This is a genomic window from Bacillus sp. 2CMS4F (assembly GCF_023161785.1).
Lineage (GTDB): Bacteria > Bacillota > Bacilli > Bacillales > Bacillaceae > Bacillus > Bacillus halotolerans.
The window spans coordinates 141,401-164,604 of sequence record NZ_JALNTO010000003.1 but is presented as its reverse complement, the minus strand read 5'-3'; the positions used below and the strand labels follow the sequence as shown (position 1 = coordinate 164,604).

Annotated in this window: 19 protein-coding genes and 1 pseudogene; 17 read left to right on the top strand and 3 right to left on the bottom strand. The window is 46.0% G+C overall.

Annotation, left to right across the window (positions count from 1 at the left end; translation table 11 throughout):
* Window positions 1-28: 28 nt before the first annotated feature.
* From MTN95_RS07535 to niaP, 9 genes are all read left to right on the top strand, one after another.
* Entirely contained in the window at window positions 29-607 is a 579-nt protein-coding gene (locus tag MTN95_RS07535) for a TerD family protein (protein WP_010332927.1), read from the top strand.
* A gap of 51 nt (window positions 608-658) precedes the next feature.
* On the top strand, window positions 659-1,432 hold the full coding sequence (locus MTN95_RS07530) for a TerC family protein (protein ID WP_024120125.1): 774 nt from the start codon (window positions 659-661) through the stop codon (window positions 1,430-1,432).
* 62 nt (window positions 1,433-1,494) lie between these two features.
* Window positions 1,495-2,655 carry an HpcH/HpaI aldolase/citrate lyase family protein gene (locus tag MTN95_RS07525; protein WP_248337704.1) on the top strand — a complete coding sequence of 387 codons (1,161 nt, stop codon included), beginning with the start codon at window positions 1,495-1,497 and terminating at the stop codon, window positions 2,653-2,655.
* The gene (locus MTN95_RS07520) at window positions 2,645-3,955 is read left to right on the top strand and encodes a phosphoribosyltransferase family protein (protein WP_248337703.1); all 1,311 of its coding nucleotides are present in this window, start codon (window positions 2,645-2,647) and stop codon (window positions 3,953-3,955) included. The genes MTN95_RS07525 and MTN95_RS07520 overlap by 11 nt, the downstream gene beginning before the upstream one ends.
* 6 nt (window positions 3,956-3,961) lie before the next feature.
* Entirely contained in the window at window positions 3,962-5,071 is a 1,110-nt protein-coding gene (locus tag MTN95_RS07515) for a cysteine protease StiP family protein (protein WP_248337565.1), read from the top strand.
* Window positions 5,068-5,868 carry an HAD family hydrolase gene (locus MTN95_RS07510; protein ID WP_248337563.1) on the top strand — a complete coding sequence of 267 codons (801 nt, stop codon included), beginning with the start codon at window positions 5,068-5,070 and terminating at the stop codon, window positions 5,866-5,868. The genes MTN95_RS07515 and MTN95_RS07510 overlap by 4 nt, the downstream gene beginning before the upstream one ends.
* Window positions 5,869-5,899: 31 nt before the next feature.
* Window positions 5,900-7,513, top strand: a complete 1,614-nt coding sequence (locus tag MTN95_RS07505; RefSeq protein ID WP_202852424.1) for a YceG family protein — start codon at window positions 5,900-5,902, stop codon at window positions 7,511-7,513.
* 15 nt (window positions 7,514-7,528) lie between these two features.
* A complete protein-coding gene (locus tag MTN95_RS07500; RefSeq protein ID WP_010332934.1) occupies window positions 7,529-8,620 on the top strand; it encodes a toxic anion resistance protein in 1,092 nt (363 codons plus the stop codon).
* 121 nt (window positions 8,621-8,741) lie between these two features.
* Entirely contained in the window at window positions 8,742-9,944 is a 1,203-nt protein-coding gene (gene niaP / locus MTN95_RS07495) for an MFS transporter (RefSeq protein ID WP_248337560.1), read from the top strand.
* A gap of 13 nt (window positions 9,945-9,957) precedes the next feature.
* On the opposite strand, the gene MTN95_RS07490 is transcribed toward niaP, so the two are convergent.
* Window positions 9,958-11,139, bottom strand: a complete 1,182-nt coding sequence (locus MTN95_RS07490) for an MFS transporter (RefSeq protein WP_248337558.1) — start codon at window positions 11,137-11,139, stop codon at window positions 9,958-9,960.
* Between the two features lie 66 nt (window positions 11,140-11,205).
* Window positions 11,206-11,508, bottom strand: a complete 303-nt coding sequence (locus MTN95_RS07485) for an ArsR/SmtB family transcription factor (protein WP_081638228.1) — start codon at window positions 11,506-11,508, stop codon at window positions 11,206-11,208.
* A gap of 290 nt (window positions 11,509-11,798) precedes the next feature.
* Between MTN95_RS07485 and opuAA the strand changes: the two genes are divergently transcribed.
* From opuAA to MTN95_RS07470, 3 genes are read left to right on the top strand one after another with little or no spacing between them, the layout of a single operon-like run.
* Window positions 11,799-13,055 (top strand): glycine/proline betaine ABC transporter ATP-binding protein OpuAA, encoded by a 1,257-nt coding sequence (gene opuAA / locus MTN95_RS07480; protein ID WP_105955385.1) that lies wholly within the window; start codon window positions 11,799-11,801, stop codon window positions 13,053-13,055.
* Window position 13,056: 1 nt separating this feature from the next.
* Window positions 13,057-13,905, top strand: a complete 849-nt coding sequence (gene opuAB / locus MTN95_RS07475; protein ID WP_024120135.1) for a glycine/proline betaine ABC transporter permease subunit OpuAB — start codon at window positions 13,057-13,059, stop codon at window positions 13,903-13,905.
* Window positions 13,905-14,786: a glycine betaine ABC transporter substrate-binding protein gene (locus MTN95_RS07470; protein WP_248337556.1), complete on the top strand. Its 882-nt coding sequence runs from the start codon at window positions 13,905-13,907 to the stop codon at window positions 14,784-14,786. Before opuAB ends, MTN95_RS07470 begins: the two co-directional genes overlap by 1 nt.
* Before the next feature lie 37 nt (window positions 14,787-14,823).
* On the opposite strand, the gene MTN95_RS07465 is transcribed toward MTN95_RS07470, so the two are convergent.
* Window positions 14,824-15,975: a M20 peptidase aminoacylase family protein gene (locus tag MTN95_RS07465; protein WP_105955382.1), complete on the bottom strand. Its 1,152-nt coding sequence runs from the start codon at window positions 15,973-15,975 to the stop codon at window positions 14,824-14,826.
* Window positions 15,976-16,102: 127 nt separating this feature from the next.
* Between MTN95_RS07465 and MTN95_RS07460 the strand changes: the two genes are divergently transcribed.
* The 5 genes and pseudogenes from MTN95_RS07460 (at window position 16,103) to MTN95_RS07440 (ending at window position 23,192) form a co-directional block, all read left to right on the top strand.
* On the top strand, window positions 16,103-17,536 hold the full coding sequence (locus tag MTN95_RS07460; protein WP_024120138.1) for a YfcC family protein: 1,434 nt from the start codon (window positions 16,103-16,105) through the stop codon (window positions 17,534-17,536).
* 115 nt (window positions 17,537-17,651) lie between these two features.
* Window positions 17,652-18,143, top strand: coding sequence for a DUF6773 family protein (locus tag MTN95_RS07455; RefSeq protein ID WP_202852429.1), 492 nt, complete (start codon window positions 17,652-17,654; stop codon window positions 18,141-18,143).
* A gap of 265 nt (window positions 18,144-18,408) precedes the next feature.
* Window positions 18,409-20,388, top strand: a complete 1,980-nt coding sequence (gene amyE / locus MTN95_RS07450) for an alpha-amylase (protein ID WP_248337554.1) — start codon at window positions 18,409-18,411, stop codon at window positions 20,386-20,388.
* A gap of 176 nt (window positions 20,389-20,564) precedes the next feature.
* Window positions 20,565-21,530: an L-lactate dehydrogenase gene (locus MTN95_RS07445; protein ID WP_105955379.1), complete on the top strand. Its 966-nt coding sequence runs from the start codon at window positions 20,565-20,567 to the stop codon at window positions 21,528-21,530.
* 32 nt (window positions 21,531-21,562) lie between these two features.
* Window positions 21,563-23,192: pseudogene (locus MTN95_RS07440) on the top strand (L-lactate permease).
* The last annotated feature ends 12 nt before the right edge of the window (window positions 23,193-23,204 follow it).

Below are 23,204 nucleotides of genomic sequence, written 5' to 3'. Positions count from 1 at the left end.
TACGAAGAGCAGAAAGGAGAGAGGCAGTATGGCCATTCAATTAGCAAAAGGACAGCGTGTTGATTTAACGAAAACAAATCCGGGACTCACAAAAGCGGTGATCGGTTTAGGCTGGGATACAAATAAGTACTCAGGCGGACACGATTTTGACCTGGATGCTTCAGCCTTTTTAGTGGATGCGCATGATAACTGTGTGAATGATCTCGATTTCGTCTTCTATAATAACCTTGAGCATCCGAGCGGCGGTGTCATCCATACGGGTGACAACCGCACCGGTGAAGGCGACGGAGATGATGAGCAGATCATCGTTGATTTTTCAAAAATCCCTGCTCACATTGAGAAAATCGGCATCACAGTTACAATTCATGACGCGGAAGCACGCAGCCAAAACTTTGGACAAGTGTCAAACGCGTTTGTACGCGTTGCAGATGAAGAGACTCAAAATGAGCTTCTTCGCTTCGATTTGGGAGAAGATTTCTCCATTGAAACAGCCGTTGTCGTATGTGAGCTGTACAGACACGGAAACGAGTGGAAGTTCAATGCGATCGGCAGCGGTTTTTCCGGCGGCCTTGCTTCATTATGCCGGAACTACGGTTTGCAGGTGTAAGCGAGTGACAAATAAAGCAGTCACCGTTTTCAATTAATAGGAGGAAAAAACTTGGAATTTTTACATCACATCATGTCTACGTATGCTTCATTTTTCGATTGGAAAATGTGGGGGGAAGTTCTGACTGATCCGGTTTCTTGGGGTCTGATCGGTTCCCTTGTTGTGCTGGAAGGCCTTTTATCGGCCGATAATGCGTTAGTTCTTGCGGTTATGGTGAAACATCTTCCGGAAAAACAGCGTAAAAAAGCGTTAACGTATGGTTTATTCGGAGCGTATATATTCCGATTTATATTCATCGGACTCGGTATGCTTCTCATTAAATTCTGGTGGATCAAGGTGCTTGGCGCGCTTTACCTGGCTTGGCTCGTCATTAAGCACTTCTGGATCGGCGAAAAAGAAGAGGAAGCAGACGGTATTAAGAAAAACTCTTGGATGGTCCGTACGTTCGGTATCTTCTGGGCAACTGTTATTTCAGTTGAACTGATGGACCTTGCCTTTTCTGTGGACAGCATTTTGGCCGCGTTTGCGGTGTCTGAAAAAGTATGGGTTCTTTTGATCGGCGGTATGCTGGGTATTTTAATGATGCGTACAGTCGCAAAAGTATTCCTTGTGCTGATCGATAAAATCCCTGAGCTTGAAAACACAGCATTCGTGTTAATCGGAATTATCGCTCTGAAAATGGCAGGGAGCGCTTTCCATTATGAAATGCCGCATTCTGTATTCTTCATTATCATTATCGCTGCATTTGCGGTAACATTTATCATTCACTATATCAACAAACAAAAGCAGGTGCGCGAACAAACAGCTGCGTCAAAAGAAGAATAAAACAAAACAAGGAGGGAGTTTCATGTCCTTCCTTTTTTGTTACAGAAAAGAGGGTGACTGGTTTGCGGTATTTCCACTATTTATCAGCGCGTCAAGAAGAGCATGTATTTTATCAAGTGCCGAAACAGGTCACGAAAGAGGCGCCTAAAAAATGGCTTGAACAAGCGCTGGGAGCCCTATTATATATGCCTGCAACCCGCCACGACATAGCCGCTATGATTACTGAACAAAAGTACGAGGATCTAACGTCCGTTGTTTTCTGCTTAGAGGATGCGATTGGGGATCATGAAGTCGAGCAGGCTGAACATAATCTCAATATTCAGCTTGAGCGCATAGAACAGGCGATTCAGCAAAACAAAATAGAACCGGATAATCTTCCGCTCATGTTTGTAAGGGTGCGTTCTCCGCAGCAGCTGCAGGAGCTGGCGAGCCGCTTGAAGCGCTTTCTTCATTTGTTAACCGGTTTTGTGTTTCCGAAATGTTCAGGAGTGAACGCCCGTGACTATGCAGAAACGCTGGAAAACATCTCTCACGATATGAGAGCGCCGATTTATGGAATGCCGATTTTAGAAACGCCCGATTTGCTTTCTAAAGAGACGCGGCCGGAGGCTTTCGGAGAGCTGAGTGCGGTTCTGCATCAATATCAGGACTTGATTTTAAATGTGCGAATCGGTGCGACTGATTTGTGCGGGTTATACGGCATCCGGAGAAAGCCGGGGCAAACCATCTATGATATTCGCCTGATTTCCGATTTTATGGCGGATGTCATCAATTATTTCGGCCGGACGTTTGTCGTTTCTGGACCGGTCTGGGAATATTTCCAGACAGCGCAAAAGCCTCACCTTCTGTCAGCACACCAGCCTTCTGAGCTGAATGAGCATGTCAAAGGTTTGGTGAAGGAAACAGAGCTTGATATCGCTAACGGGATTCACGGAAAAACAGTCATTCACCCGTCTCAGCTTAAAGCGGTAAACAGCCTGTATGTTGTATCAAAGGAAGACTATATGGATGCGTTAAGCATTATTCATCACGGAAACGGTTCAATCGGTGTGATGAAAAGCCATTTTTCCAACAAAATGAATGAGATGAAGCCCCATATGAAATGGGCTGAGAACATCATAATAAAATCAGAAATCTATGGGGTGTATCATGAAAACCGATCTTTCTCCGATTTGCTCAACGAACAGCAAAACACTTCAAATATTGGACAATATGGCGGTTGATCTGTCGGTCACTGACAATCCGCTTTCTATTCCGGAGCAAGTCTTATTTGAAATGGCGGCGCGGGTGAACAAAAAAAGGGGTTTTTTATTTGTCAGCAAAGTGCTGGGAAAGCATATTCCAGTTCATCCGCTGAAGCCGCTTTTGGCGTCAGGGCTGCTTGCTTTGGAGTACGCTGAACGAAAAACGGGCCGTGAGCTGAAGGAGAAGGCCGACATTCTGAACGGGTTTCTTTCAGGAACGGACAGCGGGCTTCGGGCTGCTTATCGAACATTGCAAAAGCAGCGTATTGCACTAGAGGAGGCGCCGCTTGTGATCGGGTTTGCGGAAACGGCGACAGCCCTTGGACACGCGGTTTATGACTGCATTGAGAATGCGTCGTATGTCCATACAACACGTGAACTGATACGAAACAACGAGCCTTCCATTACATTTGTCGAGGAGCACTCCCATGCGACCGATCAGCTGTGCTATGCGGAACCTCATATGATCAACAACGATTGCCCGGTGATTCTCGTGGATGATGAAATCACGACAGGAAAAACCGCACTGCATATCATTCGGGATATACAATCGAAGTTCCCCCGCAAAGAATACGCTGTTTTGTCTTTATTGGATTGGCGCACTGAGGAGCACAAACAAGCTTATGCTGAAGCGGAACGGGAATTAGGGGTTACCATATCAACAACAGCTTTACTGTCTGGGCGCATTTCCTTTAAGGGAGAGCTTTTGTCAGAGTCCTCCTACGATTACAGACCAAAGCCGCAGGAATCAGCAATACACAGAACAGACATCGACTTGTCCGGCTTCTTTGCATCCTTACCCTATCAGCCGGCCACATTCGCAGACGAGCATTTTTATGTGAAGGAAACAGGGCGGTTTGGCTTAAAGGCGAGTGACAGGCAGGCGGTTCACGAGGCCTGCCGCCTAGCTGCGCAGCATGTGGAACAGTATCGGAAGGGGAGAAGAACGCTTGTGCTTGGAACGGGAGAGCTGATGTACATTCCTATGAAAATCGCAGCGCATCTTCAGGGCTCCATTTCCTATCACTCTACTACCCGCAGCCCGATTCACCCTGTTGTCAAAGCGGGCTATGCTGTGCAAAACGGTTATTCATTTATGAATCCCGAAGATGATGCGGTTCGCCATTTTATCTATAACCTCCCCGCCGGAGCGTATGACGAGGTCTTTTTCTGTCTTGAAAAGACCGTTTCGGATGAGGCGTTACAGCCGATTTTTCATATATTCAAAGAAAAAGAAGTGCCGCATATCCACATTGTAACTTTTTCAGGAAAGGCGTGATCTGAATTGACCGAGATAATTGACCAGATTGGGAGCTATCCGAATGAGGATGTCACCTTTCTATTAAAAGATTTGTCCGCCGTTTCGATTGAAAAAAGCACGGAAGAACGGGAACGCTCGATCCAAAGCGGCACCCATTACTCAGAGATGCTGCCGATCGAATATAAGCCGACAGATGAGTATATGAAACTGTTTTATGCCTCGCTTGAAGACAGTAAACAGAAGGTTGCGTTAGCGGTCGGAGCTGTAGCGGAGCAGCTTTTCGCCAAACACGGTGAGCATATGGTTTTGTGCAGTCTGGCAAGGGCGGGCACGCCGATCGGTGTATTGATCAAACGGTACATCAAGATGAAGTATCACGTCTCAGTTTCGCACTACAGCATATCGATTATTCGGGACAGGGGAATTGATAAAAACGCCTTGCAGTATATGCTGAAGCATCATCCAGACGGAAAAATCGCCTTTATCGACGGCTGGACAGGCAAAGGCGCTATTACTAAAGAACTGAATCGATCCATCGAACAGTTTAACCAGCGCTGGAATACGAGACTTTCCTCAGAAATTGCGGTGCTTGCCGATCCGGGTGATTGCGCGGACATCTACGGAACGAAGGAGGATTTTCTGATTCCGAGTGCCTGCTTGAACTCTACGGTCTCGGGTCTTGTCAGCCGCACGGTCTTAAATGAAAAATGGATCGGGCCGGATGATTTTCACGGGGCGAAATATTACCGTGAGCTGAGCGAAGAGGATGTTTCTGTATTCTATATTGAAACGATAGCCGAGCAATTTCCGTCTATTTTTAAAGAAGCAGAACGTCTGGCGATTGGCTTGCAGCGCGCACGTATGAAACCGGTTTGGGACGGCTTGGCTTCCATTGAGACGATCCGAAAGCAATTTGGCATCAGCAATACGAACCTGATTAAACCTGGTGTCGGAGAAACGACCCGTGTGCTTCTTCGCAGAGTGCCTTGGAAAATACTGATTCAGCCTGGCGCTGAAGAAACACTGAAACATATTCTTTTACTGGCAAAGGATCGGGGAGTGCCTGTAGAAGAATACGAGAACATGTCTTACAGCTGCTGCGGGCTGATTCGTCCGGCGGAGAAAAGCCTATGAACGCGTTTGCCAGCGATTTAGACAGAACATTAATTTATTCAAGGCGCATGATCGGCACGCCCGATAAGGAAGCCGGGATTGAGCTGATTGAAACATTAAATGGGCGGGAGCTTTCTTATATTTCCTCAGCCGTAAAAGAGCACTTAAATCAGATTCAGAAGGATCACTATTTTATCCCCGTCACCACGCGTACAAACGAACAGTATAAGAGAATCGTATGTTTCCAGCAGGACATTGTGCCGGAATACGCGGTGACAACAAATGGCGGGTGCATCTTAAAAGACGGCGAGCCTCTGAAAGAGTGGGGCGAGCTGATGAAAGAGGAGCTGGCGTCGTGTCTGCCGATCGAGGCCATGCTGAGGGAAATCGCAGGTCTCTCTTTATCAGAGGCGGTAAAAAGAACCCGAATCGCCCATCACTATTTCGTGTATCTCATTTTACATGAGGAAAAAATACCGTATATCGATCTATCCGCTGTGAAAGAGTGGGGCGCCGATAAGGGCTGGCAAGTATCTCTGCAGGGGCGGAAGCTTTACTTTATTCCCAATCCGCTTAATAAGTGGAAAGCAGTTGAATACCTGAAATCCAGGCTCTCTCTTGATGAAATCTATACGGCTGGAGACTCGCTGCTTGATCTTGAACTGATCCGGGAAGCCGATTTTGGCATCGCACCCGCGCACGGCGAGGTATTGAGTCACGATCCGGAATTACGCAAAACGATTGCAAGCGGCATGCTGGCGGGTGAAGAAATCACAGCGTCAGTTTTATCGCAAATATCCAAATTAAAACACGTGTAATATACACAAACAAACCAGAAAGGAGGATATGATGAGACAAGAAGAGCTAATCATTCATAAAGCTGTTCCGGCCGATGGTGATTGGAAAAGCATGCTGTTTCAGCCATTGCCGGAGCGGGATCACTATGAGAATGAACAAGGTCTTGCTTTTTCGAGGCTTGCCGGGCAAATCCTGGGCACGCCCATTGATGAGACCGACTACTTTAACGAGCTGTATGAACTTTCTGTAAACGATCATATTTATGTCCTGAGCGAAACGCTTGATAAAACCATTGCACCCGAAACCTTTCAGGCGCTTCAGCATATTCATTCCATCAACCAGAAGGAAAAAGGCCTTTCGGTCAGCCGCTTTGTCGCCTTTCTGGACGGGGAACAGCTGATTGCGAAGCATTCCAATCCTTTGCTGCACCGCCATTTAAGAAAAGCACTGATGACGCTTTTACATACCTTTGCCGAAAATCATGAGCAGGGGCTGAATCATCCTGATTTTCGCAGAGTGCTTCTTGATGTTTCAAAGTTTTCCTTGAACCACCTGAATCCTTGGCTGGAAAAAGCCGATATAGAGCGGGAGATGCCGAAGGTGGTCTGGTATGGAGACGCGACGAAAAGCCAGCTGTATTTCTTATATTATTTGATGCTTGTCGGCTGTGATGTTCTATTGTTCCATCCGGCGGGAACCGATCAGCTGACGCTCGTTGACCCTAAGCAGGAGCTAAGCTTCACGGAAAAGCTTCCGGATGTCTCAGACCTTCAGCCATTCCCGAAAGAAAAACCTGACCGTAAATCAACAGTGGCGTATCGATCGACAAAGGAAATTGAACATGTGCTGAATCACGAGGAATCCATGCTGTACAAGCCTTGGCAGTTCAGAGACCACACACCGGTTTCCGTGACGCTGAAAACGACCTATGATGAACTGTTTTTAATTGCGAAAGAACGTGCGTTTATTCGCCCGAATTTCAAAGCCGATAAACATTCGATCGATATTCCGAATGTGTTTGCCAAAATTATGGGTGTGTCGAAAGACAATAAAGAATATTGGAACAGACTTCATACAATGGCGGATTATCCGGAAACAGAAATGGTTCGAAGTTTTCCGCTTACAGAAGAAATCAGATCGAACTATCAATTTCATTACAGCCACGCGCTTGATCATGAAGGAAACATCGATCCGGACAAGCTGATCGCAAGCCATGTGTGGCAGTACAAACAGCTTCCGGCAGGCATTCAGATCGCGATCGCTAAAACGATCTCGAGAATGTGCAAACACCCGCGGCTGAAGGCATTGCATCAGGAACAGGTCAAGGATGTTCAGATCTATTTGTTTAAACAAACAACAAACCTTCCCGCTAACCTGCTGAAATTGATTCAAATGTTCGACTATGCGCAGACGGTTCCGAAACTGGTGCTGTATCATACGGAAATGAACGGTGAGCTCACACGATCAGACGCCGCAGCCCTGCTGTTTTTGAATGAAATCGGCATTGATATCGTCATTTATAATCCTCCCGGACATCAAGACATTGAGCATTATATTGAAGAGGATCAGTATGATATCCACTGGCTGGACGACATGGTGTTTCAGCAGGACTATAAAGAGCCTTCGCTCGTGAAAAGGCTGTTCAGAACGATTACCCAAAAGTAAGGAGAGAAGAAAAGCATGACAACAGAAAATCAAAATCCGCTTGTTCTCGATAAAAACGAAGAAATTTCTCAGCAAAAGGCAGACGATATCCGCCTGCAGCTCCGCCAGGAACCAGAGGTGCAGCGCCTCGCCCAGCAAATTGACGTGAAAAACCAAATGGAGCTGCTGGAGTATGGAAAGGAGCCGGCTGTTGAAATTTCCAAGTTCTCTGACCGCATCTTGGGAATGATGAAAACGACAAGTGTGACAGACTCAGGCACAATGCTGACTCAGCTTGGAAAAATCATGGACCGCTTTGACAAAAATGATTTTGACGAGCCCAAGGGACTGATGGCCAAAATCTTCAAACGCGGCGGCAGCATGATTGAGAAAATCTTTAAAAAGTACCAGACGCTCGGCGGAGAAATTGAAAAAATCAACGTTGAGATTTCTAAATATAAAGATGAGATGACAAAAACAAACTACACGCTCGATGAAATGTATGAAAACAATATCAACTACTACATGGAGCTTGAAAAATACGTTGTTGCCGGTCAAATGAAGCTGGAAGAGATGCAGTCAATCCTTCCTTCATATGAAGAAAAAGCGGCAAGCGGAAACCAGCTTGCGCAAATGCAGCTCGATACGCTGCGCAACGGCATTCAGGCGCTTGAGGAGCGCGTGTATGATCTTGATATGGCGCGAATGGTGGCGCTTCAAACCGCACCGCAGATCCGACTGCTCCAGCGCGGTAACGCTAAGCTGATCGGGAAAATTAACTCCGCTTTTATCATCACCATTCCGATTTTCAAAAACGGCATTATTCAGGCCGTTACAGTGAAACGCCAAAAGCTTGTGGCTGACTCTATGAGCGAGCTTGACCGCCGGACAAATGAGATGCTGAAACGCAATGCGGAGAACATCTCGAACCAGAGTGTTGAAATTGCCAGAATGGCCGGCAGACCAAGCATTGATATAGAAACGATCGAATCCTCCTGGAACACAATTGTCAGCGGCATGCAGGAAACAAAACAAATCGAAGAAGAAAACAAACGCCTTCGGGAAGAGGGCGCAAGACGAATTGCCCAGCTGCAGGATAATATTAAAAAAGCAGCATTACAGCAATAAAAAGACCCCCGCTTGTGAATCATAAGCGGGGTTTTTGATTGACATCAATTAGGTAATGACAATGTGTAAAGACAGGTGTAAACTTAAACGGTAATCATTTTGCATATCAGAGGTGTTGGCTATGGGAAAACAACAGCCTATATCCCAGCGTAAGCTGCTGGGTGTCGCCGGTTTAGGGTGGCTGTTTGATGCAATGGATGTCGGAATATTATCGTTTATTATCGCCGCGCTCCACGTGGAGTGGAATCTTTCGCCTGAAGAAATGAAATGGATCGGAAGCGTAAATTCCATCGGCATGGCTGTGGGTGCGTTTTTGTTTGGATTGCTGGCTGATCGAATCGGCCGCAAAAAAGTATTTATCATTACCCTTTTATGCTTTTCAATCGGAAGCGGTATATCAGCTTTCGTCACAAGCTTATCGGCATTTCTCATTCTGCGGTTTGTAATTGGGATGGGACTTGGCGGCGAACTGCCTGTAGCTTCAACGCTTGTTTCGGAAGCGGTTGTGCCTGAAAAACGGGGCCGGGTCATTGTGCTTCTCGAAAGCTTTTGGGCTGTGGGCTGGCTGGCAGCGGCGCTTATTTCTTATTTTGTCATTCCAAGCTTCGGCTGGCAGGCGGCTTTGCTTTTAACCGCACTGTCGGCATTTTATGCGCTGTACTTGCGGACAGGATTGCCTGATTCGCCAAAGTACGAATCGCTTTCTATGAAAAAGAAATCGGTGTGGGAGAACGTGAAAAGCGTTTGGGAGAAACAGTATATACGGCCGACGGTAATGCTGTCGATCGTCTGGTTCTGCGTTGTCTTTTCTTATTATGGGATGTTTTTGTGGCTGCCGAGTGTGATGCTGTTAAAAGGGTTCAGCATGATTCAAAGCTTTGAATATGTTCTGCTGATGACGCTCGCTCAGCTTCCGGGCTATTTTTCGGCTGCGTGGCTGATCGAAAAGGCGGGCCGGAAATGGATACTGGTCATTTATTTGATCGGAACAGCGGGAAGCGCGTATTTCTTCGGAATGGCAGATTCCTTAGGTCTGCTGCTGACGGCTGGAATGCTGTTGTCCTTCTTTAATCTTGGCGCGTGGGGCGTGCTGTATGCCTATACACCGGAGCAATACCCAACATCGATTCGCGCGACAGGTTCAGGAACCACAGCGGCGTTTGGAAGGATCGGCGGCATTTTTGGCCCGCTGCTCGTCGGAACACTCGCCGCCCGCCATATTTCGTTTTCAGTGATTTTTTCAATCTTTTGCATTGCCATTTTACTGGCGGTCGCGTGTATTTTGATTATGGGAAAAGAAACGAAACAAACTGAGCTTGAATAACAAAAGCACCTCATCATGAGGTGCTTTTTACATGGAAACCGGCAGCTTGCGGTTTGTTTTTTCTGCTTGTTTGGTAAAGGGTCATAGACAGGACAAATAAAACCGCCGTAAATGCCGTGACAGCCCCAAAGTGATGCGTGTTTTGATATAAAAGTCCGGCAAGGCATGTGCCGACAGTGGTTCCTGCATACATAGCCGCATTGGAAAGAGATGCAATCGTTCCGCGCGCGTTCGGTGAAATGGATTGGAATATCCCCATCATTAACGGAAAAATGATCCCCGCTATAAAGAAAGTCAGAAAAAAGCTGGTTTCTACAATAAATAAGTTAGGAAAGAAAGGAAGGGAAAAATAGAGCGCGCCCATCAGCAGCATGCCGCTGATTAATGTCTTAAACGTTCCGAGCTTTGATGCAACTTTGCTTCCTATAAGGCTTCCAAGCATATTTCCCAGCCCCAGTACAAGCATCGCGGCGCCGATTTGGGATACGGTTAGATGATAATCTGCAGAAAGCCAGGTGCCGAGAAAGCTGAACGTGGCGAAATTTCCTGTTTGAAAGAGAAAATAAGCAAGCAGGATCATCGATGTTTTTGGCAGTGAAAACAGCTCACGATAAGGGCTGACTACAGATGAACGGTGTGCTGCCGCTTCTGCAGGACGAATATCTGGCATGGCCGCCGCCAAAATGAACAGGAGAACCAGCGAGCCTGCTGACAGAACGAAAAAGGGCGTGTGCCAAGTGAAGGAAGCCAAAAATCCGCCGAGCGGAAGCCCGAGCATTTGTGAAGCCGCTAATCCTGCTGTTGCAATCCCCATGCTTTTTAACACTTTTGAGGGATGGACGATGACAGGGATGGATGCCCAAATTTGAGGCGTCACAAATGCGGCGCTGACACCGGCGGCAAAACGGAATGCACACATGGCGGCAAAGGAGGGAGCGATGCCGCATAAAAACGTGGAAAGGATAAAGCCCGCAAGCCCCGACAGCATCACTGTTTTCCGATTAAAGCGGTCAGAGATCGGACCGGCTGCCAAAGCAAACAGCGCATAACCGAGCGCATAAGCACTGACCATCCAGCCTGACAAATCAGTGGAGACATGGAATTGGTCCTGCAAAAGCGGGAGAAGCGGTGAGAGCAAAAAGGTATCTGTGCCGATGACAAACATTACACTGAAAAAAAGCCAAATAAGTTTCACTTTTAACACTCCTATAGTTTTATAATTATGAAACTATGAAACAGATATGTATATAGAAAACCCTTCTTAGAGGGTCTCCAGAAAGCCAGGCAGGTATGTTTGAAATGTGTCTTCACGCAGCCTGACATATTTTGTCCGTGAATCTTTTCGTGTTGCAGTCAATCCCGCTTCACGCAGCGTTTTGAAATGATAAGATGCTGTGGTTTTGACAATATTGCATTTTTCACCTACTTCGCCGCAGCTGAGTTCTTTTCCGCTGTAATAAAGCGTACGAATAATGGCAAGCCTGGATTCGTCAGACAATGCTTTGAATATGTGAGCTCTGATATGGTCTTCTGATTGTTTCATAGTCATGAAACTATAATACATTACATAGAGATGAAAAAGCAACTTATTTTTCCAGTAAAGGAGCTTGAAGTCATAAGAGGAAGAAGGATTTTCGGTTCAATAAAAGCGTTTTCAAATAAAAAAAGGCTTAAATTTACCCGTAAAATACAATAATAAAGGAGGATTACCGAGTATTTAGAAGCATAAATAAGGTCTTGGGGTCACAAGGATGTTTATCATGAAATGGTACAGAATAAAAGAGAATATGCGGTTTGTGTGTGTTGTTACATAAATGGTACGGTAATAAAGATTGCTTAATATGGAGGGAAAATATGAGTGTAGATGAGAAACCGATTAAGATAAAAGTCGAGAAAGTCTCTAAGATTTTTGGGAAACAAACCAAGAAAGCAGTTCAAATGCTTGCCGACGGAAAAAATAAAAAAGAGATCCTGAAAGCAACCGGATCAACCGTTGGGGTTAACCAAGCAGATTTTGATGTATATGATGGTGAGATATTTGTCATCATGGGTCTATCAGGGAGCGGTAAATCAACTTTAGTACGGCTGTTAAACCGGCTTATTGAACCGACTGCCGGAAAAATTTACATTGATGGTGACATGATAACAAATATGTCTAAAGACCAGCTCCGGGAAGTCCGCCGGAAAAAAATCAGTATGGTCTTCCAAAAGTTCGCTCTGTTCCCGCACAGAACGATTCTTGAAAACACAGAATACGGACTGGAGCTTCAAGGTGTAGACAAACAGGAGCGCCAGCAAAAAGCGCTTGAGTCGCTTAAACTTGTCGGACTTGAAGGATTTGAACACCAATACCCTGATCAGCTTTCGGGCGGAATGCAGCAGCGTGTCGGTCTTGCCCGCGCTTTGACGAATAATCCGGACATCCTTCTGATGGACGAAGCATTCAGTGCGCTTGATCCATTAATCCGTAAAGATATGCAGGATGAGCTTCTGGATCTGCATGATAATGTCGGAAAAACGATTATTTTTATTACGCACGACCTGGACGAAGCGCTTCGCATCGGCGACAGAATCGCGCTGATGAAGGACGGAAATATCGTTCAGATCGGCACGCCGGAAGAAATCCTCATGAATCCGTCCAACGAATATGTTGAGAAATTCGTTGAGGACGTTGATTTGTCTAAAGTATTAACTGCCGGCCACATTATGAAACGCGCTGAAACGGTGCGGATTGATAAAGGGCCTCGCGTTGCGTTAACACTGATGAAAAACCTGGGGATTTCATCTATTTATGCAGTCGATAAACAGAAACAATTGTTAGGTGTCATTTACGCAGCTGATGCGAAAAAAGCAGCCGAGTCTGATTTATCCCTTCAGGATATCTTGAATACGGAATTTACGACTGTACCAGAGAATACGTATCTGACTGAGATTTTTGACGTTGTGTCTGACGCGAATATTCCAATTGCGGTTGTAGATGAAAAGCAAAGAATGAAAGGGATTGTCGTAAGAGGCGCGCTGATTGGTGCACTTGCGGGCAATAACGATTATATCAATGTTGAAGGCACTGATGAGCAACCACAAGATCCTTCTGTACAGGAGGTGAAGTAAATTGGATAGACTGCCTAGAATACCTTTAGCAGATATCATTGACCGTTTTGTTGACTGGATTACAATAACGTTCGGCGGGTTCCTCGACGGAATCGCAAATGGCTTGGCCGTTTTTGTAAACGGGATTGTAAGCGGGCTTGGATTTATTCCTTCTATTTTGTTAACGATTATTTTCGCAGCTCTTGCATGGTGGATCAGTACGAGAGGAATTGCGCTGTTCACTTTAATTGGGTTTCTCGTAATTGATTATTTAGGATATTGGGACCCAATGCTGCAAACGTTAGCGCTGGTTGTCACATCCGTCATTATTTCGATTGTGGTCGGTGTGCCGATCGGAATTTGGGCTTCTCAGAAAGAAACGGTTCGCCGTATCGTAACGCCTATTCTTGATTTAATGCAGACAATGCCTGCTTTCGTGTACCTTTTGCCGGCAATTTTCTTCTTTAATATCGGTGTTGTGCCGGGTGTCGTTGCGTCTGTTATCTTCGCAATGCCGCCGACAATCCGTATGACGGTTCTCGGTATTAAACAAGTGCCCGCGGATCTGATTGAAGCAACTGAAGCGTTTGGTTCTACAACAGCTCAGCGTTTGTTTAAGGTTCAGCTTCCGCTTGCAACAAAAACCATTCTTGCCGGGATCAACCAAAGTATCATGCTTGCATTATCAATGGTTGTTATCGCAGCAATGGTCGGTGCGCCGGGACTAGGTTCAGAAGTATACAGCGCCGTTACACAGCTGAAAACAGGGGTCGGTGTAGAAGCTGGTATCGCTATCGTTATCGTTGCGATTACGCTCGACCGTATTACACAAAATATTAAAGTGAAGAAGAAAAGCAGGGGGAATGCCTGATGTTTAAAAAAATCATCGGTATCGGTGTTTCCGCCATGCTGGCACTCTCACTTGCGGCTTGCGGACAAGAAAACGACGAAAATGCATCCGCGGCTGAACAGGCGAATAAGACGATCATCGGGATTGACCCCGGTTCAGGTATTATGAGCCTGACTGATCAAGCGTTGAAGGATTATAACCTGGACGACTGGACACTGATTTCATCGTCAAGCGCTGCTATGACTGCTACGCTCAAAAAGTCATACGACCGTAAGAAACCAATTATTATCACAGGATGGACACCGCATTGGATGTTCTCCAGATATAAATTAAAATATCTCGATGATCCGAAAAAAACTTACGGCAGTGCTGAGGAGATTCATACGATCACCAGAAAAGGCTTCGGTAAAGAACAGCCGAATGCCGTTAAGCTTCTGAGCCAGTTTAAATGGACGCAAGACGACATGGGTGAAGTGATGATCAAGGTGGAAGAAGGCGAGAAACCTTCCAAAGCCGCTGCTGAGTATGTGAAGAAGCACAAGGATCAAATCGCGGAGTGGACCAAAGGCGTGCAAAAGGTCAAGGGGGACAAAATCAACCTTGCCTATGTGGCGTGGGACAGTGAGATTGCAAGTACAAACGTTATGGGCAAAGTGTTAGAAGACTTGGGCTATGACGTGAAACTCACTCAGGTAGAAGCTGGTCCGATGTGGACGGCGATTGCGACGGGAAGCGCGGACGCATCCCTTTCCGCATGGCTGCCGAATACCCATAAACCATACGCTGCCAAATATAAAGGCAAATATGATGATGTAGGCGTCAGTATCACTGGCGTGAAGATGGGTCTTGTTGTGCCTGAATATATGAAAAACGTCAACTCAATTGAAGATCTGAAGAAATAATGAAGAAAGCAGCCTGTTCGCAGGCTGCTTTTTTGATTTAAGAAGCATTGGCTGATGCGAGTGTATCTGCTTTTTGGAACGTTTTTAATACGGCGTTTGCTAAAATGTGAATCCCGGTAAACATCGCGTTTCTGTCAAAGGTCATATGCGGGTGATGGAGTCCTGGCTGAAGTCCGCAGCCGAGGCCAAGCATGGTCGTTTTAAGGTTCGGCACTTTCACGGCATAAAAATGAAAGTCTTCGCCGCCGGTTGTAACAAGAGGTTCATCGAGCTGATCAGCTCCGATAACGTCTGTGATCGCTTCAGCCATAATGCCTTCAGCTTCTTTATTTTGTGTTGCCGCTGGGAGGCTGTGTTCCTTGTGAAGTTCAATTTTCGCCTCGAATGCCGCGGCAGCCGCTTCGCAGGCTCTTTCTGTTTCAGCGATCAGCGTCTCCATGGCTTCATTTGTTTGCGCCCGCAGGTCAAGGCTGAAGGTCGCTTTTCCGGGAATGATGTTGGAGCTGTCGCCGCCGGCTTGAAGCTTTGTCATTTTGACAGTGTGCGGGATTTTCGGATCGATGTGAATCAGCCCTAGCTTATGGACGAGAAATGCCGCGATTTCGATGCTGTTTTTGCCAAGATGCGGCCGTGCGCCATGAGCTTCTTCTCCGATGATTGTGCCTTCGATGTGCTGGCTTGACCCATGCAGAATGGATGGGGCGCAGCGTCCGTTTTGGGTTTCCTGAATTGGACGGACATGGACGCCATACAAATAGTCGACGTCATCAAGCACGCCTTCCTCTATCATTTTCAGAGCGCCTCCGCCTTTTTCTTCTGCTGGCTGAAAGATAAAACGTATCGTTCCGCTCGGAAGCTGCGGCTGTTTTTTCAGCAGCATTAACGTACCTAAAGCCATTGTCATATGCGAATCATGCCCGCAGGAATGATTGGCGCGAAATGTGCCGTTGACCTCCTGCCATAATGCATCAATGTCAGCGCGGACAGCTACAACAGGCGAACCCGAACCTATTTCGCCGACAACTCCGGTACAATCTGAAAACGTGCGCGTGCGGCACCCTGCATCTTCGAGTTTTTGTTTAAGAAATTCAGTTGTCTCATATTCTTTCCAGCTGACTTCAGGATTGGCGTGAAGATGTTCAAAGATGTCCATGACGGTTTGTTTCATTTCTTCTGAGAGTTTTTGCATGGGAAGAAAAACCTCCTTCATTCCTTTTTTTATATTGAAACAGGTAGATAGGCTGTTTATAATATAGCACATATTTATATTTTTCAGAATAATAGATATTTTCTAAAAAGGGGGGATGGATTGAAATATGAGTATGCCAGCAGCCGAAACACAGCCAAAGAAAAAACGCACCGCCTTTAACATGCCTGACGCCTATGTCCTCTTATTTATCATCGCTTTCATTTGCGCCGTTGCTTCGTATATTGTGCCGGCGGGAGAATTTGACCGTGTGACGAAGGGGGAGGTTACCACTGCGGTGCCGGGAAGCTATCATTCAATTGAACAGTCTCCGGTCAGCCTGATCAGCTTTTTCACTTCTCTTCAGGATGGAATGGTGGGATCAGCGCCTATTATTTTTCTGATTTTATTCACAGGCGGCACGATCGCTATTTTAGAAAAAACAGGTGCCATCAACGGACTGATTTACAATGTCATCAGCAAGTTCCGCACAAAGCAATTATTATTTATTTGTATTGTCGGTGCGTTGTTTTCTATTCTTGGAACGACTGGAATTGTCGTGAATTCAGTGATCGGATTCATCCCCATCGGCCTTATTGTCGCACGCTCCTTAAAATGGGATGCGGTCGCGGGTGCGGCTGTTATTTATATTGGCTGCTATGCCGGGTTTAACTCTACCATTTTATCACCGTCTCCGCTTGGCTTATCGCAATCGATTGCGGAGCTGCCTCTGTTTTCGGGGATCGGCCTTCGTGTGGTCATATACTTATGCTTTTTGGTGTCTTCTATCATTTATATCTATTGGTATACAAGAAAATTAAAGAAATCAAAGGATGCCAGTGTGTTAGGCACAAACTGGTTCCCGGCGGCAGGATTGAGCGATGCGAATCAAGAAGAAGATAAGTCTGTGCCGTTTACCGTTCGCCATAAGCTGATTTTGGGAGTGGCGGGTTTGTCGCTGATCGGATTTTTGTACGGTGCATTGAAGCTCGGCTGGTCAGATTCCCAAATGGCTGCGACGTTTATTTTTATTTCTGTCCTTGCCGGATTCATTGGAGGACTTGCGGCAAACGATATTGCCAAAACTTTTATTACCGGCTGTCAGAGCCTTGTATACGGTGCGCTGATTGTCGGGATGGCGCGGAGCATTTCTGTCATTCTTGAAAATGGGAAGCTGCTGGATACAGTCGTCAATGCTTTGGCTTCGGTTTTGGACGGGTTCAGTCCGATGGCCGGCGCAATCGGCATGTATATCGCCAGCGCCCTGCTTCATTTTCTCATCTCTTCAGGATCGGGCGAAGCGGTTGTGTTCATTCCGATTCTGGCGCCGCTCGCTGATTTGATGGGCATCACGAGACAGGTCGCGGTGGAAGCGGTTATGCTTGGAGAAGGGGTCGTCAACTGTGTGAACCCGACGTCCGGCGTTTTGATGGCAGTGCTTGCCGCCAGCGGAATTCCGTACGTCAAGTGGCTTCGGTTTATGCTGCCGCTCGCTCTGATTTGGTTCTTAATCGGGCTTGTGTTTATTTGTATCGGTGTCCTGATCAATTGGGGGCCGTTTTAAACATTGCTGCCCGCCGGCTTGTACGGCGGGCTTTTCATTTATTCGTTGCAGAAGCGCAGGCTGTTATTGTAACATGTAAGCCATAAGCCATTCGTAAAAGTGCGGGAGGAAGGTCATGAATAATCTGCATAACAGACTTTCAGGCGTGAATGGGAAAAATAAGAGAGTAAAAGAAAAAGAACAAAAGATCTGGTCGGATATCGGCAAGTTAGCCGGGGCGTTTGTGCTCCTGGATGTGATCATCCGCGGCATTATGTTTGAATTTCCGTTTAAAGAATGGGTCTCGAGCCTTGTGTTTTTGTTCATTATCATCTTATATTACTGCATCAGGGCATCAGCTTCTGGAATGCTGATGCCGAGAATAGACACCGAGGAAGAACTGCATAAACGGGTGAAGCAGCAGTTCATAGAATCAATAGCTGTCGCCTTTGCGGTAGTGGTGCTTACGATGTATGACAGGGGAGTTCCCCATACATTCTTCGCTTGGCTGAAAATGTTTCTCCTATTTATCGTCTGCGGCGGCGTTCTGTTTCTGCTTCGATTCGGAATCGTGAAGCTGTCTTACAGAAGAACGGTAAAAAAGGAGTTTAAGAAGAAATCATCATAGAGATGGTTTCTTTTTTTGTTCATAAATCAGACAATATCTCCACTTGCTGTTTAAGAATGTAAAACGGCTTGAGATGTCTGTTTGGGAAATGACTCTATCAAGTTGTTTTGATAGATAGAGTATGATAATTTAAAATGTAAGCGTTAACAAAATTCTTCAGTCTGCACATTCGTCTGAAAGGAGGAAGTGGAAGGATTGAGTAAGAGGGATTTCTGACTCCGCAGTAAGTCTTCAGAAATGAAAAATGAAATAAGGAGTGTCCAGAATGTCTAAAAAACGATTAAATACCTCTTTACTGCCGTTATTCGCTGGATTATTATTGCTGTTTCATTTGATTCTGGCAGGGCCGGTGGCTGTAAATGCAGAGACCGCGAACCAATCAAATGAATATACAGCGCCATCAATAAAAAGCGGGACCATTCTTCATGCTTGGAATTGGTCGTTCAACACCTTGAAAAATAATATGAAGGATATCCATGATGCAGGATATACCGCTATTCAGACGTCTCCTATTAATCAAGTAAAGGAAGGAAATAATGGAGATAAAAGCATGGGGAACTGGTACTGGCTTTACCAGCCGACCTCTTACCAGATTGGCAACAGATACTTGGGTTCCGAGGAAGAGTTTAAAGAAATGTGTGCGGCGGCTGAAGAATATGGCGTGAAGGTTATTGTCGATGCCGTCATCAATCACACAACCAGTGACTATGCTGCGATTTCAAATGAAATTAAAAGTATTTCAAATTGGACGCATGGAAACACACAAATTAAAAATTGGTCCGATCGAAGGGATGTCACGCAGAATTCATTGCTGGGTCTTTATGATTGGAATACGCAGAATACACAAGTACAGTCATATCTGAAACATTTCCTGGAAAGGGCATTGGATGACGGTGCTGACGGATTTAGGTATGATGCGGCCAAACATATAGAGCTTCCGGACGACGGTGATTTTGGCAGTCATTTTTGGCCGAATATCACAGATACATCTGCAGAATTCCAATATGGAGAAATATTACAAGACAGTGCTTCCCGAGATGCTGCATATGCGGATTATATGAATGTCACAGCATCAAACTATGGACATTCCATAAGGTCTGCTTTAAAGAATCGTAATCTGAGCGTGTCGAATATTTCCCATTATGCATCTGATGTGTCAGCCGACAAGTTAGTCACGTGGGTGGAATCGCATGATACGTATGCAAATGATGATGAGGAGTCAACATGGATGAGCGATGACGATATCCGCTTAGGCTGGGCAGTGATTGCTTCTCGCTCAAGCAGTACGCCTCTCTTTTTTTCAAGACCTGAGGGTGGCGGAAATGGTGTGAGATTCCCGGGGAAAACCCAAATAGGCGATCGCGGGAGTGCTTTATTTGAGGATCAGGCTATCGTTGCGGTCAATACGTTTCACAATGTAATGGCTGGACAGCCTGAGGAGCTATCGAATCCGAATGGAAACAATCAAATATTTATGAATCAGCGCGGCTCAAAAGGTGTTGTGTTGGCAAATGCAGGTTCCTCTTCTGTCAGCATAAATGCTTCAACGAAATTACCTGATGGCAGCTATGATAATAAAGCCGGGACCGGTTCATTTCAAGTCAGGGACGGTAAACTGACAGGCACGATTAATGCCAGATCTGTGGCTGTTCTTTATCCTGACGATTTTGCAAATGCGCCTCAAGTCTTTCTTGAGAATTACAAAACAGGGGTGACACATTTTTTCAATGATCAGCTGACGATCACCCTGCGTGCAAATGCGAATACGACAAAAGCCGTTTATCAAATGAATAATGGGCAAGAGATTGCGTTTAAGGATGGAGACCAATTAACGATCGGAAAAGGAGACCCGTTTGGAAAAACATACAACATCACGTTAACAGGAACGAACAGTGATGGCGTAACGAGGTCTCAGGAATACAGCTTTGTAAAAAGAGATCCGTCTTCAGCCAAAACCATCGGATATCAAAATCCAAATCATTGGGGCCATGTAAATGCTTATATCTATAAACATGATGGAGGCCGGGCAATCGAATTGACCGGGTCTTGGCCAGGTAAAGCAATGACTAAGAATGCAGATGGAATTTACACGCTGACGCTGCCTGCGGATACGGATACAACGAACACCAAAGTGATTTTTAATAATGGCAGTGCCCAAGTGCCCGGCCAGAATCAGCCTGGCTTTGATTATGTGCAAAATGGTTTATATAACAACTCTGGATTAAGCGGTTCTCTTCCTCAGTGAGGGCAAGCGATCAGCGGAAAAATCCCAAAAGAAACCATCATAGATGGTTTCTTTTTTGTTCATAAATCAGACAAATCTTTTCTCTTGCAAAAGTTTGTGAAATGTTGCACAATATAAATGTGAAATACTTCACAAACAAACACCAAAGATAAACAAACACTGGAGGATGAGGATAAATGATGAATGAACGTGTAAATAAAGTAGCTTTAATCGGAGCGGGTTTTGTTGGAAGCAGTTATGCATTTGCGTTAATTAACCAAGGGATCACAGATGAACTTGTGGTCATTGATTTAAATAAAGAAAAAGCAATGGGCGATGTAATGGATTTAAACCACGGAAAGGCGTTTGCGCCGCATCCGGTCAAAACATCTTTCGGAACATATGAAGACTGCAAGGATGCTGATATTGTCTGCATCTGCGCCGGAGCAAACCAAAAGCCTGGTGAGACACGCCTTGAATTAGTAGAAAAGAACTTAAAGATCTTCAAAGGAATCGTCAGTGAAGTCATGGCGAGCGGATTTGACGGCATTTTCTTAATCGCGACAAATCCGGTTGATATTCTGACGTATGCAACATGGAAATTCAGCGGACTGCCAAAAGAGCGAGTGATCGGAAGCGGCACAACACTTGATTCTGCGAGATTCCGTTACATGCTGAGCGAATACTTCGGTGCAGCAGCACACAATGTGCACGCTCATATTATCGGCGAACACGGCGATACTGAGCTTCCTGTCTGGAGCCACGCGAATATCGGCGGAGTGCCGGTCAGTGAACTGGTTGAGAAAAACGAAGCATACAAACAAGAAGAGCTTGAACAGATCGTGGATGACGTGAAAAACGCCGCTTATCATATCATTGAGAAAAAAGGCGCGACATATTACGGGGTAGCCATGAGCCTTGCGAGAATCACAAAAGCGATTCTTCATAATGAAAACAGCATTTTAACAGTCAGCACTTATTTGGACGGACAATATGGAGCAGATGACGTGTACATCGGAGTGCCGGCTGTCGTGAACCGCGGCGGAATCGCTGGCATCACTGAGCTGAACTTAAATGAGAAAGAAAAAGAGCAGTTTAACCACAGCGCCAATGTGCTCAAAAACATTTTGAAACCGCATTTTGCAGAACAAAACATCAACTAGAACGCAACTATAGAGTAAAGGGCTGATTGTCAATGTGGGAGCAGTTGTATGATCCGTTTGGAAACGAGTATGTGAGCGCACTGGTTGCGCTCACACCGATTCTCTTTTTTCTCTTAGCTTTAACCGTTTTTAAGATGAAAGGCATTCTTGCGGCATTTCTGACCCTAGTTGCCAGCTTTTTGGTTGCCGTATTGGCATTTCACATGCCGGTTGAAAAAGCCGTTTCTTCTGTTTTATTAGGCATCGGAAGCGGTTTGTGGCCGATCGGCTACATTGTCCTGATGGCAGTGTGGCTCTATAAAATCGCTGTGAAAACCGGGAAGTTTACCATTATTCGTTCCAGCATTGCCGGCATCTCGCCTGACCAAAGATTACAGCTATTATTAATCGGTTTTTGTTTTAACGCATTTTTGGAAGGCGCGGCCGGCTTTGGTGTTCCGATTGCAATTAGTGCGGCGCTGCTCGTCGAACTTGGCTTTAAACCGTTAAAGGCGGCGGCGCTCTGTTTGATTGCGAATGCTGCCTCTGGAGCCTTTGGCGCGATCGGGATACCGGTGATTACAGGCGCGCAAATTGGAGACTTGTCTTCTCTTGAGCTGTCTCGGGCATTGATCTGGACACTGCCAATGATTACATTTCTGATTCCATTTTTACTCGTGTTCTTATTAGACCGGATGAAGGGAATCAAACAAACCTGGCCTGCCTTGTTGGTTGTCAGCGGTATATATACAGCGGTTCAGACGCTGACAATGGCTGTGCTCGGACCGGAATTAGCTAACATTTTGGCGGCGTTGTTCAGTATGGGCGGGCTTGCGCTTTTCCTGCGCAAGTGGCAGCCGAAACAGATTTATCGTGAGCAGGGAGCCGAAGAAACTGGTGAGAAAAAGAGATACAGCGCCGCAGACATTGCCAAAGCGTGGTCTCCTTTCTACATTTTAACTGCGGCGATCACCATCTGGAGCCTTCCTGCATTCAAAGCGCTTTTCCAAGAAGGCGGGCTCTTCTATCAGACAACGCTTTTGTTCAAGATGCCTTTTCTGCATCAGCAAATTATGAAAATGCCGCCCATTGCCCCATCTGCCATGCCATTAGATGCAGTCTTTAAAGTCGATCTGCTGTCAGCGACCGGTACAGCGATTTTAGCGGCTGTCATCGTTACAGGACTGTTCAGCAAAAATTTCTCTTATCGGGATGGCTGGCTTCAGTTGCTTGAAGGAGACAGGGAAAGAACTGTGGATGCCGATTGTCACGATCTGCTTTGTGATGGCGTTTGCCAATCTGGCCAACTTCGCGGGGCTCAGCTCTTCCATCGGGCTGGCACTGGCGAAAACAGGCGATTTGTTCCCGTTTGTCAGTCCTGTGCTCGGCTGGATCGGCGTGTTCATTACTGGCTCAGTTGTCAGCAATAACGCTTTGTTCGGGCATTTGCAGGTTGTCACCGGTGCGCAGATCGGTGCCGGTTCTGATTTGCTGTTAGCCGCAAATACGGCGGGCGGGGTGATGGCGAAGCTCGTTTCTCCGCAATCTATCGCCATTGCCGCTGCCGCGGTCGGCCAGACAGGGAAGGAATCAAAGCTGTTTAAACGGACAGTGATGTATAGTCTGATTCTGCTATTGATCATCTGCATATGGACGTTTATTCTTGCAAGATTAGGTGTTTAATAGAAAAAAAGC

Bases quoted from the DNA above. Each gene is read 5' to 3' on its own strand.
- MTN95_RS07535 (WP_010332927.1), top strand. From the start codon at position 29: ATGGCCATTCAATTAGCAAAAGGACAGCGTGTTGATTTAACGAAAACA.
- MTN95_RS07520 (WP_248337703.1), top strand. From the start codon at position 2,645: ATGGCGGTTGATCTGTCGGTCACTGACAATCCGCTTTCTATTCCGGAG.
- MTN95_RS07510 (WP_248337563.1), top strand. From the start codon at position 5,068: ATGAACGCGTTTGCCAGCGATTTAGACAGAACATTAATTTATTCAAGG.
- MTN95_RS07505 (WP_202852424.1), top strand. From the start codon at position 5,900: ATGAGACAAGAAGAGCTAATCATTCATAAAGCTGTTCCGGCCGATGGT.
- MTN95_RS07500 (WP_010332934.1), top strand. From the start codon at position 7,529: ATGACAACAGAAAATCAAAATCCGCTTGTTCTCGATAAAAACGAAGAA.
- niaP (WP_248337560.1), top strand. From the start codon at position 8,742: ATGGGAAAACAACAGCCTATATCCCAGCGTAAGCTGCTGGGTGTCGCC.
- MTN95_RS07485 (WP_081638228.1), bottom strand. From the start codon at position 11,508: ATGTATTATAGTTTCATGACTATGAAACAATCAGAAGACCATATCAGA.
- opuAA (WP_105955385.1), top strand. From the start codon at position 11,799: ATGAGTGTAGATGAGAAACCGATTAAGATAAAAGTCGAGAAAGTCTCT.
- MTN95_RS07470 (WP_248337556.1), top strand. From the start codon at position 13,905: ATGTTTAAAAAAATCATCGGTATCGGTGTTTCCGCCATGCTGGCACTC.
- MTN95_RS07465 (WP_105955382.1), bottom strand. From the start codon at position 15,975: ATGCAAAAACTCTCAGAAGAAATGAAACAAACCGTCATGGACATCTTT.
- MTN95_RS07460 (WP_024120138.1), top strand. From the start codon at position 16,103: ATGAGTATGCCAGCAGCCGAAACACAGCCAAAGAAAAAACGCACCGCC.
- MTN95_RS07455 (WP_202852429.1), top strand. From the start codon at position 17,652: ATGAATAATCTGCATAACAGACTTTCAGGCGTGAATGGGAAAAATAAG.
- amyE (WP_248337554.1), top strand. From the start codon at position 18,409: ATGTCTAAAAAACGATTAAATACCTCTTTACTGCCGTTATTCGCTGGA.
- MTN95_RS07445 (WP_105955379.1), top strand. From the start codon at position 20,565: ATGATGAATGAACGTGTAAATAAAGTAGCTTTAATCGGAGCGGGTTTT.